Source organism: Psychrobacillus sp. FSL K6-2843, from assembly GCF_038626375.1.
In the GTDB taxonomy this organism is placed as follows: Bacteria; Bacillota; Bacilli; order Bacillales_A; family Planococcaceae; genus Psychrobacillus; species Psychrobacillus faecigallinarum.
The window spans coordinates 1,864,716-1,880,615 of the sequence record NZ_CP152021.1; the positions used below are offsets into that span (position 1 = coordinate 1,864,716).

General features: G+C 36.4%; 18 protein-coding genes and 1 riboswitch. Of the genes, 7 read left to right on the forward strand and 11 right to left on the reverse strand.

All coding sequences use genetic code 11. From position 1 onward, the window contains the following. Positions 1-92: 92 nt before the first annotated feature. Positions 93-659, reverse strand: coding sequence for a branched-chain amino acid aminotransferase (locus MKY94_RS09300; RefSeq protein WP_342578543.1), 567 nt, complete (start codon positions 657-659; stop codon positions 93-95). 14 nt (positions 660-673) lie between these two features. Then, positions 674-1,228, reverse strand: a complete 555-nt coding sequence (locus MKY94_RS09305; RefSeq protein ID WP_342578544.1) for a DUF1273 domain-containing protein — start codon at positions 1,226-1,228, stop codon at positions 674-676. A gap of 92 nt (positions 1,229-1,320) precedes the next feature. Here MKY94_RS09305 and MKY94_RS09310 point away from each other — a divergent pair, with 92 nt between their 5' ends. Together MKY94_RS09310 and MKY94_RS09315 are read left to right on the forward strand one after the other, a co-directional pair. Next, on the forward strand, positions 1,321-1,548 hold the full coding sequence (locus MKY94_RS09310; RefSeq protein WP_144536759.1) for a DUF2642 domain-containing protein: 228 nt from the start codon (positions 1,321-1,323) through the stop codon (positions 1,546-1,548). Between the two features lie 12 nt (positions 1,549-1,560). Next, positions 1,561-2,454, forward strand: a complete 894-nt coding sequence (locus MKY94_RS09315; protein WP_144536757.1) for a manganese catalase family protein — start codon at positions 1,561-1,563, stop codon at positions 2,452-2,454. A 205-nt stretch (positions 2,455-2,659) separates the two neighbouring features. Here the strand turns inward: MKY94_RS09315 and MKY94_RS09320 are convergent, their stop codons facing one another. Genes MKY94_RS09320 through MKY94_RS09345 form a run of 6 tightly spaced genes read right to left on the reverse strand, consistent with a single transcriptional unit; the run spans position 2,660 to position 8,384 of the window. Then, positions 2,660-3,856 (reverse strand): CoA transferase, encoded by a 1,197-nt coding sequence (locus MKY94_RS09320; protein ID WP_342578545.1) that lies wholly within the window; start codon positions 3,854-3,856, stop codon positions 2,660-2,662. 17 nt (positions 3,857-3,873) lie between these two features. Further along, positions 3,874-5,016: an alpha-hydroxy-acid oxidizing protein gene (locus MKY94_RS09325; protein ID WP_144536755.1), complete on the reverse strand. Its 1,143-nt coding sequence runs from the start codon at positions 5,014-5,016 to the stop codon at positions 3,874-3,876. Positions 5,017-5,028: 12 nt separating this feature from the next. Continuing rightward, positions 5,029-5,805 carry an enoyl-CoA hydratase-related protein gene (locus MKY94_RS09330; protein WP_144536753.1) on the reverse strand — a complete coding sequence of 259 codons (777 nt, stop codon included), beginning with the start codon at positions 5,803-5,805 and terminating at the stop codon, positions 5,029-5,031. A gap of 15 nt (positions 5,806-5,820) precedes the next feature. Continuing rightward, positions 5,821-6,492 (reverse strand): methionine ABC transporter permease, encoded by a 672-nt coding sequence (locus MKY94_RS09335; protein WP_144536751.1) that lies wholly within the window; start codon positions 6,490-6,492, stop codon positions 5,821-5,823. Then, complete coding sequence (locus MKY94_RS09340; RefSeq protein ID WP_144536749.1) at positions 6,489-7,508, reverse strand: ATP-binding cassette domain-containing protein; 1,020 nt, start codon at positions 7,506-7,508, stop codon at positions 6,489-6,491. Before MKY94_RS09340 ends, MKY94_RS09335 begins: the two co-directional genes overlap by 4 nt. Before the next feature lie 57 nt (positions 7,509-7,565). Next, positions 7,566-8,384, reverse strand: a complete 819-nt coding sequence (locus tag MKY94_RS09345; protein ID WP_151110074.1) for a MetQ/NlpA family ABC transporter substrate-binding protein — start codon at positions 8,382-8,384, stop codon at positions 7,566-7,568. 94 nt (positions 8,385-8,478) lie between these two features. After that, positions 8,479-8,591, reverse strand: a riboswitch (SAM riboswitch). Positions 8,592-8,742: 151 nt separating this feature from the next. Here MKY94_RS09345 and MKY94_RS09350 point away from each other — a divergent pair. Further along, positions 8,743-9,246 carry a PPC domain-containing DNA-binding protein gene (locus tag MKY94_RS09350; RefSeq protein ID WP_151110072.1) on the forward strand — a complete coding sequence of 168 codons (504 nt, stop codon included), beginning with the start codon at positions 8,743-8,745 and terminating at the stop codon, positions 9,244-9,246. Positions 9,247-9,662: 416 nt separating this feature from the next. On the opposite strand, the gene MKY94_RS09355 is transcribed toward MKY94_RS09350, so the two are convergent. Continuing rightward, positions 9,663-10,826: a pyridoxal phosphate-dependent aminotransferase gene (locus MKY94_RS09355; RefSeq protein WP_342578547.1), complete on the reverse strand. Its 1,164-nt coding sequence runs from the start codon at positions 10,824-10,826 to the stop codon at positions 9,663-9,665. A gap of 85 nt (positions 10,827-10,911) precedes the next feature. Between MKY94_RS09355 and MKY94_RS09360 the strand changes: the two genes are divergently transcribed. The 4 genes from MKY94_RS09360 (at position 10,912) to MKY94_RS09375 (ending at position 13,754) form a co-directional block, all read left to right on the forward strand. After that, positions 10,912-11,691: a carbon-nitrogen family hydrolase gene (locus tag MKY94_RS09360; protein WP_340844405.1), complete on the forward strand. Its 780-nt coding sequence runs from the start codon at positions 10,912-10,914 to the stop codon at positions 11,689-11,691. An 82-nt stretch (positions 11,692-11,773) separates the two neighbouring features. Then, positions 11,774-12,253, forward strand: coding sequence for a PaaI family thioesterase (locus tag MKY94_RS09365; protein ID WP_154310898.1), 480 nt, complete (start codon positions 11,774-11,776; stop codon positions 12,251-12,253). 94 nt (positions 12,254-12,347) lie between these two features. After that, entirely contained in the window at positions 12,348-13,016 is a 669-nt protein-coding gene (locus MKY94_RS09370) for a phospholipid phosphatase (RefSeq protein WP_342578548.1), read from the forward strand. A gap of 177 nt (positions 13,017-13,193) precedes the next feature. Next, the gene (locus MKY94_RS09375) at positions 13,194-13,754 is read left to right on the forward strand and encodes a sugar O-acetyltransferase (RefSeq protein ID WP_144536735.1); all 561 of its coding nucleotides are present in this window, start codon (positions 13,194-13,196) and stop codon (positions 13,752-13,754) included. Between the two features lie 238 nt (positions 13,755-13,992). Here MKY94_RS09375 and MKY94_RS09380 read toward each other — a convergent pair whose 3' ends face one another. Continuing rightward, positions 13,993-15,270: an MFS transporter gene (locus MKY94_RS09380; protein WP_144536733.1), complete on the reverse strand. Its 1,278-nt coding sequence runs from the start codon at positions 15,268-15,270 to the stop codon at positions 13,993-13,995. Between the two features lie 193 nt (positions 15,271-15,463). Continuing rightward, positions 15,464-15,739, reverse strand: coding sequence for a hypothetical protein (locus MKY94_RS09385; RefSeq protein WP_151110064.1), 276 nt, complete (start codon positions 15,737-15,739; stop codon positions 15,464-15,466). Between the last annotated feature and the right edge of the window lie 161 nt (positions 15,740-15,900).

The window sequence follows — 15,900 nt, forward strand, 5'->3', positions numbered from 1 at the left end:
AAAATATGTTACAGGTGCCAGGCACCTGTAACACATTTGAAATAAAACAATCGTGAATTTTTTAGGGAAATTCACGATTGTGCTTGGGCAATTTAGTTTTCGATTGATGTACCTAAAGAAAAGAGGAAGCGATACAAAAAATGGTATGTTTCTTCTATAGTATAGTTATCGTTAAAACCGTCAATATAATTTAAAGGAAGGTTTACTTCCCAAAGACCATCGCCGTTAGAGAACATGACGCTGTAATTCATTGCTTTTCCATCGAAGTGATTGTCCAAGTAAGCTTTTAATGCTTCGCCATATTTTTTTTGTATGGAAAGACCAAACATAGCTGTATACACATCAAATACTTCATCATATTCAAAGGCAATAGCATCTACACTAATCACGTCGAAGTGAGCAGTCTCTAAGTACATGAATTCGTTTACTTTTTCTTTAAAATGAGTTATTGGCGTTTTTAAAAATGCGCTAGATTCTTTTGAAACTAATTCTTCTGTTTCTTTGTCAAACCGTTCAATGATTGCGCTATTAAATAGGTTGTCGTTTTCTATCAAGGATATACTTGTAGATTCTGACAAAAGTTCTTTCGCTAAAGCGTAATCTTGTTCTTCTTTAGTTAGCTCAAGGGTTACACCTGTAGCATCGGTGATTTTTTGCATAAGTTTCTTTTTTATCATATATAATCGTTCCTTTCTTCATCAGCAATTACTTGTAAGTCATATGCGTCAATACTAATTATAGGGTAGTTATTTTTTTCTGCATAATTTTGCGCTAGTTTTTTTATGAATTTTGGTGACCCTTCATTCTCCTCATCATAAATGATTAACATAGCATCTGTATTTCTTATGAGAAATTTATTCTTTTCTATAAATTGCCATGGAGCCTCATAAGGCTTCTTTGTCACACTAGTATGAAAATCAGCTAGTGATATAAGTCTTTGATAATTTTCCTTCTTTTGATCATTCCAATTTTTTTCCTGTTCTAAAAAGGGAGTAATAATAGAATATTTTAAATGTGGAAATTCCTTTTTTAACTCCACTACCAATTCTGCAGCCCAAGTTTCTACACCAAGCTGTCCACTTGTTATTACCCATTCAAGTCCCTCGTCGAGAAGTGCGCGCATCTGATTCTCAACTGCTTTTTTTATGATAGGCACACCAGGATGGTTGTCATTGAATATACCTAATTCATGGGCTTTATACCCAGTTATTAAAAGTCTTTTAATCATTTTCTCTACCTTCTTTTAACTTTTTGAGTAATGTGTCCATATACTACATCTTCTCATAAACTAGTTTGAATGCAAAGAAGGGATGATGAAAGTTGGATGAAACGGTAAGCGTAGAGTATGTAAGTCCATTTGAAGGACACGTTTTCCAAGCGGCACAAAGTTTAATGGGTACAAACATAGCAGTACAAACAACTAAAAATATTCTTCAAGGTAAACTGACGATGGTAGCTCCGGATCATATTGTAGTGAGTGTAGGTGGAGTTCCTTTTTACGTACGTATTCAAGCTATAGTGTGGATTACTCCGAACATATCTAAATGAAAGGATGGTTAATTGTTTAATAGAGTAGATAAGTTGTTAATTGAATTACCTAATTTAGAATATGGTGACGCAAATGCTGCTTCAGTAGTTCAAGAACTATTAGGAGGGAAATTTGGTGAGATGTCTACTCTCAACAACTATATGTATCAATCCTTTAACTTTCGTGGAAAAACTAAGCTAAAACCATTCTATGATTTGGTTGCCAGTATCACTGCAGAGGAATTTGGTCATGTAGAGCTCGTATCTAATACGATTAATCTGTTATATAAAGGAACTAGCTTTAGTGGAGATCCAGATTTAGCACCACTTCAAGATGCCAAGAATATGCGAAACACTTATGCTTTTATTGCCAATGCTCAAACCTCTTTAGCTGGAGATTCTATGGGTAATCCATGGAGAGGAGATTACGTATTCTCGAGTGGCAACCTAGTACTAGATCTTTTGCATAATTTCTTTTTGGAATGTGGAGCTAGAACTCATAAAATGAGAGTATATGAAATGACTGAACACCCAACTGCTAGAGAAATGATTGGATACTTATTAGTACGTGGAGGAACTCATATTATTGCGTACGCAAAAGCTCTTGAAATGGCGACAGGTGTAGATGTGACCAAAATGCTACCAATCCCTAACTTGGATAATCGTGCGTTTGATCACGCTCGCAAATACGAGGATCTTGGATACGGAAATGTTCTATTCACTTGGAATAATGTTGGCGATTACAAGGACATCGATAAAATTTGGAAGGGACAAAATCCAACAAGTGGAGACCGGTTGTTCGTGAAAGAAGGCAGTCCTAAGGGCTATAAAATTCCTGAATTAGAATCGCTTCCGGAGGAATTTGCTCCTGGTATCGGACCAGAAGAATTCCAAGCAATCGCAAAAAGACTGATGTCAAAAATTTAAATTAAGAAAACCTAGCGCTTACATCCGTCTTGAAATTATATGAGTATAGCGAGTAGGCAGCACTCTAGCTATCCCAACTATATTCATTTGACCTTGAATGATAAGGCTCTAGAATTAAATGAATCTGTTTTCAATCTTTAACACTTTCGTATCTTTCCATTAAAAAAGCCCCGTTCTAGCTGAACTGGGCTATTTCATATCATTATCAATTATTTAATACACCTTTTGATACAAGTTCACGTATTTTTTCTTCCGAAAATCCAAGCTCATCCAATACCTCCCGATTATGTTGGCCAAGCAGGGGGGCAGGGGAACTCAGCTGCCCTGGGGTTTCAGAAAATTTGGCTGGGAAGCCAAGTGTTTTCATAGGGCCAGCTATCGGATGCTCGTAATTTAACACCATATCTCGAGAAAGAATATGCTCATCTTCAAGCGCTTGATCGTATGAATATATTGGGCTGCATGGAATTCCATGTTCATCAAGCAATGATAGCCATTCGGATGAGCATTTCTCTTGAAGGACAGTTTCAATTTCCAACTCAAGTTGGTTTACATTTTGTGTTCGTATAGAATTGGTTAGGAATCGTTTGTCATTAATCCACTCTGGTTTATTTATTACATATAAACAAAACTTTTCCCAAAGTTTTTGATTGCCAGCACCAATTAAAATAGAACCATCCTTAGTTTGAAACCCTTGGTAGGGAGAAGAGACACGATGAGCTGTACTATTTCTCTTAGGAATCTCGCCTTTACCAAAATATGCAGCTGCCTCCCAAACCGTCCAAGCGAGACCTGCGTCTACTAAGGATACGTCTATGTATTGACCAACTCCTGATTTTAACCGATAAATATAAGCAGAGAGAATTGACTGTATGGCTGTTTGTGCTGCTGCTATATCATGTATAGCAATGCCGACTTTTACAGGCTTACCTTCACGTTCTCCAGTCATATCCATTATTCCAGAGAGACCTTGCGCCATAATGTCATAGCCGCCCTTGTTTTTATAGGGTCCGGTCTGTCCATATCCAGAAATAGAACAATATATAAGCGATGGATTAATAGCTTTTAAAGTTTCATAGTCTATTCCAAGCTTGTTAGTTACACCCGGTCTGTAATTCTCAATAATAACATCCGCATCCTTGACTAATTCCTTCAATATCTGAATGCCTTCTTCTTTTTTTAGATTAAGGCATATACCTCTCTTGTTTCGATTCACCATCATATACATATAACTTTCTTCTTTAACATAAGGTCCCATTTGACGAGTATCATCCCCATTTGGGTATTTCTCAACTTTTATAACTTCAGCTCCCATATCTGCTAGAACCATAGAGCAATAGGGACCCGCGAGGACCTGAGAAAGATCAACTATTTTCATACCTGTCAAAGCTTGTGCTATCATGATAAACCACCTTATCTTTAACCTTTAATGACCAGCATATTTCTAAGTTCTTCCATATTGCGAACACCCGCCAAGGAGATTGAAACCTTAGTCTCCTGCAGGAAATTTTCTAATACTCTTTCTACACCTTTCTGGCCACCGGCAGCAAGTCCCCATACGAATGGTCGCCCAATACAAACAGCAGTTGCACCAAGAGCAAGTGCTTTAACAGCATCAGAACCTCTTCTCACTCCGCTATCAAATAGAACTGGAATGCTTCCATTTACAGCTTCCACAATACCTGAAAGAGCATCTATGCTTGCAATAACACCGTCCAACTGACGACCTCCGTGATTGGATACGATGATACCATCAATTCCTTTTTCAATTGCCAGCTTGGCATCATCCGGGTGAAGTATACCTTTAATCAAAATAGGAAGGGATGTGTGATTCCTTAACTCTGTAATATCATTCCAGTTTAATGTAGGATGATAAATGTTTTCTAGGATGCTATCCACAATGGCTTCCTGAGATTGCTCCGTTAAATCAGCCATAAAAACAGGGTCTGTTGCGTAATTACCTTGACCATAGCCGCGTTTAAGAGGGGAGAACTGATTGCGAATATCTTCCTCGCGCCATCCAAGCATAACCGTATCCACTGTTAACACGATTGCCTCGTAGCCAGCAGCTTCCGCTCTTCTTGCCATACTAAAAGCAATTTCTTTATTGGAGGACCAGTAAAGCTGAAACCACTTTGAGCTGCCTGGAGTTGCTGCGGCAATCTCTTCAATAGAATAGCTCGACACAGTACTTTGTATATAAGGAAAATTAAATTTTGCTGCCGCCTTCGCAACAGCAATTTCTCCATCTTCATGGGCAATTTTATTTACACCGACGGGAGCGATGAAAAGAGGATGCGGATATGTATGACCTAATATTGTTACTTCTGTATTCAAAGAAGAGACATCTGTTAAGAATCTTGGAACTATCGAGTATTTGGAAAAGCTACTTATATTTTTATTGTAGGTTTCTTCTCCACCTGCCGATGAACGGATATAACCAAAGGGACCAGGTTCTAATGCTTCTCTCGCTTCCTGTTCTAATTCCTTAAAGTCAATTGGATATTTTGTGTGATTGTCTATATTTCCTAATAGTAAGTCATTATTTTTAGCATTGCTCATGATCTACACCTCTTATGTAAAATTGGGCTTTCTTTTTTCTAAAAATGCTTGAATACCTTCTGTATAATCCTTAGAGCTGAAGGAATCTAATATCAACTGCTCTATCTCAAGCGTTTCTTCATTTTCTCCATCTAAAATAGACTGGATAACTTGCTTGATTCCATTGTTTGCAGTGGAGGATTTGCTCACAATTTTGTTAGCAAAAATCAAGCATTCCTCTTCCACCTCTTCCATCGGAAAAACATAATCAATTAAACCAATTTCCTGTCCTTCTTCAGCAGAAATAAGCTTAGCTGTGTAAAGTAACTCTTTAGCTTTAGAGGGACCAATCAAATTTACCAATCGCTTAGTGCTTGTTAGATTATATATAATTCCTATATTTGCTGCAGTGATACCAAGCTTACTTCCAGCCGAAGCAAATCTAAAGTCACAAGAGTTAGCTAGCTCTAAACCACCACCAATAGCTAATGTTTTAATAAGTGCGATAGTCGGCTTAGGAAAGCGGTATAGTTTTTCAACCGATTCAAGCGTTAAGTCATTATAAGCCTTCGCTTTCTCAGCAGAAAAACGATTTTCTAAAAACTCGGTTATATCTGCTCCAGAAGAAAAGGAGGTTTCATCCACTCCTTTTAAAATAAGCAATTTAATAGAAGTATCCTTTTCTAACTCTTCTAAGATTTGACCCAGCTGTTTAAACATAGCGAGAGAAAATGAGTTTTTCTTTTCAGCTCTATTAAATACAAGTGTAGCAATAGGCCCATTACGTTCTATGTGCAATTGGTTTGTCATTAGAAATGCCTCCGTTTAATCTTTTTTTATCCTTGCAGCTAATCTGTTACCGATAGACTGAATACCTTGAACTAGAATGATCAATATAAGCACCGTGGCATACATGATATCTTCTTCATATCGTAAATGCCCAAAACGATATGCTAGGTCACCAAGTCCACCTGCACCGACCATACCTGCCATTGCCGTAGCTCCGATTAATCCCACTGTCGAAATAGTTAAGCCTAAAATAATTGAAGGACGTGCCTCACGCAGTAGCACATGCCAAATGATAGAAGGAGTTTTAATTCCCATCGCTGTATAAGCTTCAATGACACCATTCTGTACCTCTAAAAGTGCGGATTCCATCAATCGTGCAATATATGGAGCAGTATAAATTACTAATGGAACGATAACACCCTTAACACCGATCGTAGTTCCAACAATAAATTTAGTAAAAGGAAGGATAAAAAATAGTAGAATAATAAATGGAATAGAACGAATTATATTAATCAGAAGGTTACTAACTTGGTATATAACCGCATTTTGTAACGCTTGACCTGGTCTAGTTAGAACGATAAGTATTCCAAGTGGGATACCAATGATTATGGAAAAGAATAAAGATATGCCTACCATCTGAAATGTTTCAATTACAGATTCTCCGATGATTGGCAACCATTGATTAGTGAATTGTTCGAATCTACTCATGAGTGCACCTCCAAGCTCTCAGTTCCAACTCCTTGTTCTTCTAAGAAGCGAATAGCTGATTGTACTTGATTTTTTTCTCCTACTAAATGAATCACGATATTACCGACAATTCCGTTTTTCAATTCAATAATATTGGCCGTTAAGATATTTGGTTGTACATCAAACTTCTGACTAACCTCTGCTAATAATGGTTTTCCAGTACTTTCCCCAACGAAAGTCAAGCGAGTGACTGCACCCGTCACATGGAGCTGAGAAATAAGGGAAGGGGATAAGTTACGTTGACTAATTGTGTTTAAGAACTTTTTAGTTGTCGGATGACTAGGCTTCGTGAAAAGATTAATAGCTGTGTTCTCTTCTACAACTTCTCCGTTTTCCATCACATACACATGATCACAAATCTTTTGAATAACATTCATTTCATGAGTTATTAAAAGAATAGTTATACCTAACTCCTTATTGATCTTTAATAAGAGCTCTAATATTGAGTCAGTCGTTTCTGGATCCAGAGCACTTGTTGCTTCATCACTTAATAATACTTCTGGTTCCTGGGAGAGAGCTCTTGCAATAGCTACACGTTGCTTTTGGCCGCCAGAAAGCTGGTTTGGATAGCTTTTATGCTTATCGGTTAAGCCTACTATTTCTAAATATTTTTCCACTCTTTTTTTAACTTCGTTCTTGTCGTAGCCAAGCAGCTTTAAAGGTATAGCGATATTGTCGTAAACAGTGGCAGTTTTTAAAAGGTTAAATCCTTGAAAAATCATGCCTATTTTGTTTCTGACTTTTCGAAGTTGAGGAAGGGGAAGGGGGGTTATTTCTTCGCCATTAATGTATACTTTGCCTTTTGTTGGCTTTTCGAGCAGGTTAACACATCTGATAAGTGTGCTTTTCCCTGCTCCGCTATAGCCGATAACTCCGTGAATTTCACCTTTTCTTACATGAAGACTTACGTTACTGACAGCCTTTACTGTGTTGCTTTTGCTGATGAATTCCTTTGTAATATTCTCTAAAACTATCATGTTAAATCTTCCTTTCTAAAGAAAACGTTACCGGTTGCGGCAACGTTTTTGTTATTTCTACTCATCCCAGCTTGCTAACACAGAACCTTGAAACTCTTCTTCGATAAATGTTCTGACTTCCTCTGATTGATAAGCTTTTACAAACTTTTGAACGGTTGGATCATCTTCGTTTTCCGCGCGGACAACGATATAGTTCACATATGGAGAGTTAGATGACTCTAAAAGAATTGAGTCTTCCTTCGGGTTAATGCCAGCAGCCAAAGCAAAATTTGTATTGATTGCTGCAGCATCTACCTCGCTAAGCTGTTTCGGTATTTGAGCAGCCTCTAATTCGATAAATTCAATATTCTTAGGGTTTTCTTCGATATCATAAATAGAAGCATTTTCTTTTTTATCTTCTTTAATTTTAATAAAGCCATTTTCCTCTAGTATATATAATGCGCGTGAACCGTTAGTTGGGTCGTTTGGTAATCCAAATGTGGCACCTTCTGGTAAATCTTCGAACGATTTAAATTTTTCAGAGTAAATACCCATTGGGTTTAAAATAGTTTTACCAACTGGTACTAGCTCAGTACCATGGTCTTCGTTGAAAGCATCAAGAAAAGGCTCATGTTGATAGCTATTTGCGTCTAGGTTACCTTCAGAAAGTGCTGTGTTTGGAAGTATGTAATCAGAAAAAGCTTTAATTTCTATTTCTAGTCCATCTTTTGCTGCAACTTCTGCTGCAACCTCAGCTATTTGTTCGTGAGGACCAGCAGTTACACCTATGACTAATTTATTTTCATCTAAGGCTTTGTCACCTTTAGATTCATCACCACAAGCCGCAAGCAACCCCGTTAATAGAACTCCTGATAATACTAAACCAACCTTTTTCATTAAAATTCCTCCTTAATAATTATTAAAGAATTCGAATAAATATAAAAGCCTCTCTTTCAAAAAGAAAGAGAGGCACACAAAAATGCATTGTCCTCTCTTATCTTCCAAAACAAAAATGTTTTGCAGGATTTAGCACCTTTCTATACTTTTGGTATAGATGGTTGCCGAGCTTCAACGGGCCAGTCCCTCAGCTACTCTTGATAAGAGATAATAAGCTATTAAGTTTTTCGTTTATTCTATAAATGAAAATTTACTATACTAAACTAACAAAGTCAAGAGCTATTTTTTAATAGTAAAATTTTTTAGAAAAGATTAAAATTATAAGATAATAAATAATTATGCAATTGGAGGAATCGACATGACAATAAGAGCAAATTTTGCAGTAGGTGATTTTGAGAGAATAGTTGGTGCTAGATTAAAATATGGAACAGATTTGATAGAAGGGATAGAAGCAATATGTGAAGCCAATCAAATTACTTCTGCCACTGTCGTTAGCTGCTTTGGAAGCTTTCAAAAATGTGGCTTTGTCTATTTAATTCCAGCTGATTCCTCGAAAATAGGTGTAGCCTATAATGAAATGATCGTAAAAGAAGGACCTATAGAATTTTTACATGGTACAGGAGTTATATGTCAGCAAGAAGGAAAATATGCCACACATTTTCACGGATCAATGTGTGATCAATATGGTGCTGTTTTTGGAGGTCACTTCATCAAAGGTGAGAATCCTGTAATTACGGTTGACCTAGTCTTAGCCGAAGTAAAAGGGATGGAATTCCATCGGAAACATGATGAAGAGACTGGTGCAATTCAGTTTTATCCGATTGAGCAAGGGAGCAAGTTCCCCAGGACAATAGAGGAATAGAAAGTGTAGTAGGTTAACATATAAAAGAATTCAAATAAACAATAGAATATGACATAAAAAAAGACTACTTTTGTAGTCTTTTTTTATTTTGTTGGCTATTTCACTTAAACACACTAATTAATATTGTGATGAGAAAATAAACTAAAATACCAAGTATAAATAGTCCTATAAATTTTTTCATGTAAGATACCTCCAGAGGATTAAGCTTGTTTTTTATTGAACGGTCATAAAAAAAATTATCCGGTCATAAAACGTTGCTATCCGGTCATAAAAATTTTTATCCGGTCATAAAATCGCGCTATCCGGTCATAAAAATTTTTATGCGGTTATAAAGACAATTTATCAATTATTTTCATAGAAATTAGTGTCTTTTAACTTCACTTAAACATCTTTTAGATGATAACAGTAACTAATTCTTAAAAAAGTTCTAGCTTTTCTATACGGTCAACAGCCTCAATCAGGCGATCCTCATCAACTAAAAGTCCGATGCGTACATAACCTTCCCCGTGTTTACCAAATCCATTGCCAGCAGCGACAGCAACATCTGCTTTTTCTAGAAGTATGTCAGCAAATTGTTCACTAGTATAGCCATTTGGTACAGGAAGCCATGCAAAGAATGAGCCTTCAGGAGCTTTCACATTCCAACCAATTTTGCGACAAGCCTCTATGAAAGTATTTCTTCTTTTTTCATAGAGTGCCACTAATTCTTCCACACATTCCTGAGACCCATTTAGTGCTTCTGCTGCTGCAGATTGAATAGCAGGAAAGAGGCTGACAAAAAGATGGTCTTGTATAATATTGATAGCCTCAATCATTTTAGAATTACCTAAGGCAAACCCTACGCGCCAGCCTGCCATATTATAGGTTTTGGATAGCGTATACATTTCAATTCCGACTTCTTTAGCACCTTTTGCTTGTAAGAAACTAATAGGTTTTTTCCCATCAAAGCCGATGCCTCCGTAAGCAAAATCATGGACAATGGCTATATCATTTTCCTTTGCTAACTCAACAGTTTCTTGGAAAAACTCTAAAGTAGCAGAGGCTCCCGTAGGATTATTAGGATAATTCAAATACATTAGTCTCGCTGCCTCTTTTTGGTCCGGGGTAAGCTGCTTGTAATCGGGTAGAAACGCATTTTCTTCTAACAGTGGCATAGTATCAAATTGCACATTTGCTAGTCCTACTCCAGAGAGATAATCTGGATAACCAGGGTCAGGAAGGAGCATTAATTCCTTCTCATTCATCATAGCTAAAGGTAGCTCTACTAAACCTATTTTAGTACCAAAAAGTACGGCTACCTCTTTATTAGGATCTATATTAACGTCATACTCTCGAGAATAAAAATCTACGGCCGCTTGCTTTAGCTCGTTTATACCTCTAAAGGGAGAATATTTATGAGAAAGCGGACTTTGTGCTGCTGTCGATAGCGCTTGTACAATATGGTCAGGTGTCGGCTGGTCAGGGTTTCCTTGTCCGAGATTGATAACATCCCTACCTTCTGCCACAGCCTTCGCTACTTTTTGTACTAATGTTGCAAAAAATTGGGGAGGGAGATTTTTTAAACGATCAGAAAATTCCATGGACAATACCTCTTTTTCTAAATAGTTGCATATATTAGTCAAATCTTATAATCTTTTTAGTATTATGTCTATAGGTGGTGGCGAAATGAAAATAGCTTGTGTTCAGTTAGATATAGCGTTTGGTAATCCAAAAGAAAATTTTAAAAGAGTAGAAAAGAAAATTAGAGAAGCAGCTATACAAGGAGCAAATCTTATAGTTTTGCCGGAGATGTGGAACACGGGATATGATTTAACGAGATTAGAAGATATAGCAGATGATAAAGGGGTAAAGACGAAGGAATTTCTAGTTAAACTTGCGAAAGAATTACATATACATATAGTGGGTGGCTCGGTTTCGACGAAAAAAAAGAACTCCTTTTACAATACCATGTATATCGTAAACCATTCGGGAGAGCTAATCGCTGAGTACGACAAGGCCCATTTATTTAAGCTAATGGATGAGCATTTATATTTAAAAGCTGGAGACAGTAAGAATATTTTTATGTTGGATGAAGTGACGATGGGAGGCGTTATTTGTTATGATTTACGCTTTCCGGAATGGTTTCGTGCTCACTCATTGAATGGTGCCAAAATAATTTTTGTTCCTGCTCAATGGCCCTCAGCACGTATAGACCATTGGAAAATACTTTTACAGGCAAGAGCTATTGAAAATCAATGCTATATAGTTGCAGTAAATCGAGTAGGAGAAGATCCGAACAATCAGTTCAATGGAAACTCGATGGTAATTGCTCCATGGGGAGATATAGTTTGGGTAGGAAACGAGGAAGAAACTATTGGATTAGTAGATATTAATTTAAATCTAGTAGAAGAAGTAAGAGGTAGAATTCCTGTATTTCAAGATAGAAGAGAATCATTATATAAATAATAATATTTCTTTTTAGAAAACTATTTAATTCAGTTGACGTTTAATTGGCTTTTTTGTATGGTTTTGTAAAGGGGGAGAAATAATGACAGAACATAAACTGGCAATACAAGATGAATATCCAGATGACTTTGCTTGGTGCTATGGATGCGGTCGTTTAAATGAAGAGGGGTATCATTTAAAGACTTATTGGAATGGAGACAAAACAGAAACTGTTTATCATCCACGAGAAGAGCATATTGCAATTCCTGGCTTTGTATACGGTGGATTAATTGGAGCAATAGTGGATTGTCATGGAACTGGTTCGGCAGCTCTTGCACTTCACCGAAAAAATGGTTTTGAGCCTGGCAGTGGAGAAACACCGCCACGATTTGTCACAGGGTCCCTCCATGTCGATTTTCTTAAGCCTACGCCTCAAAAGGTCGAACTAAAAGCGATAGGTACGGTGGAAGAGATTCATCCGAAAAAATGGAAGGTAATTTCAGAAGTCTACGCAGGAGATACGCTTTGCGCTAAAGGGGAAGTCATCGCTGTAGTTATGCCTGCAACATTTACAAATAAATAATAACGTTAGCACAGGAGACTTTTTCCTGTGTTTTTATTTTATAAGATTATACCCTTTCTTTTATGGGAAAGAAGAAATAAAGGAGGGAAATGGAATGGATACTTTTCTATATTTATTTTTCACAGGCTCCTATATAGCATTGCTTATTTGGGGCTTAATCGGAATAAGGAAGCAGGATTTACCACAGTGGACTAGTTTTATTTATCTTATAATATTAGCTCTCATTTATGACAATGGAATTATCGCTTTTGGTAAATGGATTGGTGAGGGAGAGTTGCTAGAGACATTGAATCTGTTAAGGTTTTGGACACATGCTTTTTTAACACCTTTACTAGTTTTATTTGCTACTGGTACATTGAAGGAAAGTGGGGTATTATGGGCTCAGAAAAAATGGTTGTCCATAGTAGGTATTATTTATACGGTAATTTTAATAGGTATAGAAGTGTGGTTGGAAGCCTCTCAACTTACATTAAAAGCTGCTGAGGAATATGGGGTTCTAAGATATGTTTCCACCAAGGAAGCTTCTGGGCCCCCAGTTATGATTCTCCTTGTAACACTAGTATTGATTGTGGCTAGTGCTATTCTTTGGAAGAAAACAAAGTGGGCAGTATTTTTTATAGGTGCAATCGTGATGACCATAGGAAGCGCAGTACCAATAAATGTAGATAGCGGAGCGGTGACAAATGCTTTTGAATTGTTCTTGTTATTTACACTTGTTTGGACAAAAAGAAGGCTAGTCGAAGATAAACTACGTGTTTATTAAAAAATGAAAAAGCATAAAACAAGGATATAAGATATCTTTAACTTTACGTGTAAATTTAAATATTAATAAGTGATAAGTGAGTATTCCTTTGGGAGTTATACTTTTCATGTAATAATAAATCTATTAGTAAAATAAAGTAAAATAAGTTTTAACTCAGAGCAGAAAAGAGGATAAAAAATGAAAACTGAAAAAGAAAAAATGCTGTGCGGTGAAATGTATAATCCCGCTGACCCTGAATTAGTATTGGAACGAGAAAATGCTAGACGAAAAGTAAGGATTTACAATCAGACATTGGAAAGTGAGGGACAAAAACGCGTTGAATTATTAAAAGATTTATTAGGTTCAACTGGAGAATTAGTCTATATGGAACCAAATATCAGATTTGATTATGGCTATAATACATATGTTGGTGAAAACTTTTTTGCAAATTTTGACTGTACCATTTTAGATGTTTGTGAAGTTCGCTTTGGAGATAACTGCATGCTTGGACCTAGCGTGCAAATTTACACAGCTACACACCCAATTACCCCCATGGAGCGTAACTCAGGAAAGGAATACGCAAAGCCTATAATAATTGGGAACAATGTGTGGATTGGTGGTAACGCAGTTATAAATCCAGGTGTTTGTATAGGAGATAATGCTATCATTGCTTCAGGAGCAGTCGTGATAAAAAATGTGCCCGCAAATGTGGTTGTAGGTGGAAATCCAGCAAAAATAATTAAAGAAATTGAAGTGTAGAGGAATAGGTCAGGTGTAAGTTTAAATCTCACTTATGATACTTGCATTTAACTGTTTAAAAATTATAAACTATCCTGAGGCAAGAAAATAGCTACATGCAAGAATGTTGTCCGATCGACTTTCTTGCATGTAGCTAAATAGTTACCCTTACAGCTTTTTTTGCTGAGAAAGCTTTGTCATAGAGATAGTTCCCTTTTCCCTCCATAGTCCTTAGCGAATAATTACCACTAATTAAAAATTAGACAGCATCAACTGGCACTGGCTTTGGTGCTTTATCTGGTTCAGGTACTCTAATCAACACTATTATTCCAATAATAAACAAGATGATTAAACTAAACACACCATACGATGAATTGCCTGTAATTTGTGTAGTTAGACCAATTAAAAGTGGGCCCATTATGGAAGCAAATTTACCAAAAATATTATAGAAACCGAAAAACTCATTTGAATTTTCCTTCGGTATAAGTTTGCCGAAGTACGATCTACTTAATGCTTGTATTCCACCCTGAGAAGTTGCTACGAGCATTGCTAAAATCCAGAAATCTGCAATAGTTTCTAAGAAAAATGCATAAGTACATACAATTATATAAACAAAAATTCCGACATATAGCATTTTCTTTTCTGAAAATCTTGCAGCTAGTTTACCATATAAAATTGCAAAAGGGGCAGCTACAACCTGTGTAACAAATAAGACGATGATTAAATCCGTAGCCTGTAAGCCCAAGTCAGTGCCATAGGCAGTAGACATTGCGATAATAGTTCCTACACCATCAATATAGAAGAAATAGGCTATTAAAAATAGAAATAAAGCTCGATACTGACGTATTTCTTTTATAGTTTTTCCAAGTCTTTTAAAGCTTTGAGCGACAGGATTTTTTTCACGCTCAATATAATGAATTTGTTTTACATTTCTAAACATCGGAATAGCAAAAATAATCCACCAAGCGGCTGTAATCAGAAATGCAATGCGGCTTGCGTTTATTTCAGATAGAGGGATTTTTTCTGCCCCAGCCAACAAAATAATAACCATACTAATTAAAAAAGGAATCGCACTACCAATATACCCTAGTCCGTATCCTCTCGAGGAAACACGAGACATTCGTTCATTTGTTGTAACGTCAATAATAAAGCCATCATAGAAAACATTCGCACCAGTTGCACCAAGAGCTGCAAAAGTATAGCATATCAAAAATAGATACCATTTATCATAAGGGATGAAAGCTAGTAAAGCAGTAGCAGCTACTCCTAAAAAGAAAAAGAAAAAGAAAAATTTCTTTTTATATCCTTTATAATCGGCGATGGTTCCAAGGATTGGCCCTATCATTGCTAATATAAATGTAAAAATGGCAATAGTGTAACTGAGATAAACTGTAGAATCATTCGTATCTACGCCGGCAGCTGTTGCCGATCCTTTGTAAAAAATAGGAAAAATAGCAGTTGTAATTATTATAGAATATGCAGAGCTTCCCCAATCATAAAGAGCCCAACTATTTTCTTCCTTTGTAAACTTTTTCATATATAATGATTCCCCCTTTCTGTCTGATAATATTGTACATGATTTATAACAAACTATGTAAAAAAAACTGAAATATTACATATCTTTTACGTTCTATTAGATAGTAATAAGAAGCTTAAGAGTTTAGAGAAAGAGTTGTGAATATTTACGGGAAAAAAGAGGAAGGGGCTTGAGATGCCCTATAGAAGGAGGTTTATTTTAGTTTTGAAGCAATTTCAGATACAACAAAAGCTAGGTGGTCATTTCCAAAAAGCTGCAATACTTGTATAACAGTCTCGGTATCTACTTCTAATGCATTTTTTTCCGTTTCTTCTATTGCACTTGCTAAAGCGTCGTTTGTTTTTTGATCTGGATATGCTGTTTGATATAATGCAAAAGGGTCTAAGTCATGATTGATACACCATTGGGCATACAATTGAATCATTATATTTTCATCCTGTTCGTACTGCTCTATCACATTGTTTTTCATATTAACTCCTTTGTAAGAAGGCAATTTATCGCATTCTAATTTTATATTCTTTATATAGCAACTAGTTCACTAGTTTTAAGTCGTACTCTAAGTATATTACTTTTTCCCATTGGAGTCTTTATAGATTTGAAGAAAGTCACGAGTTAGTCCCTCTTTGCACA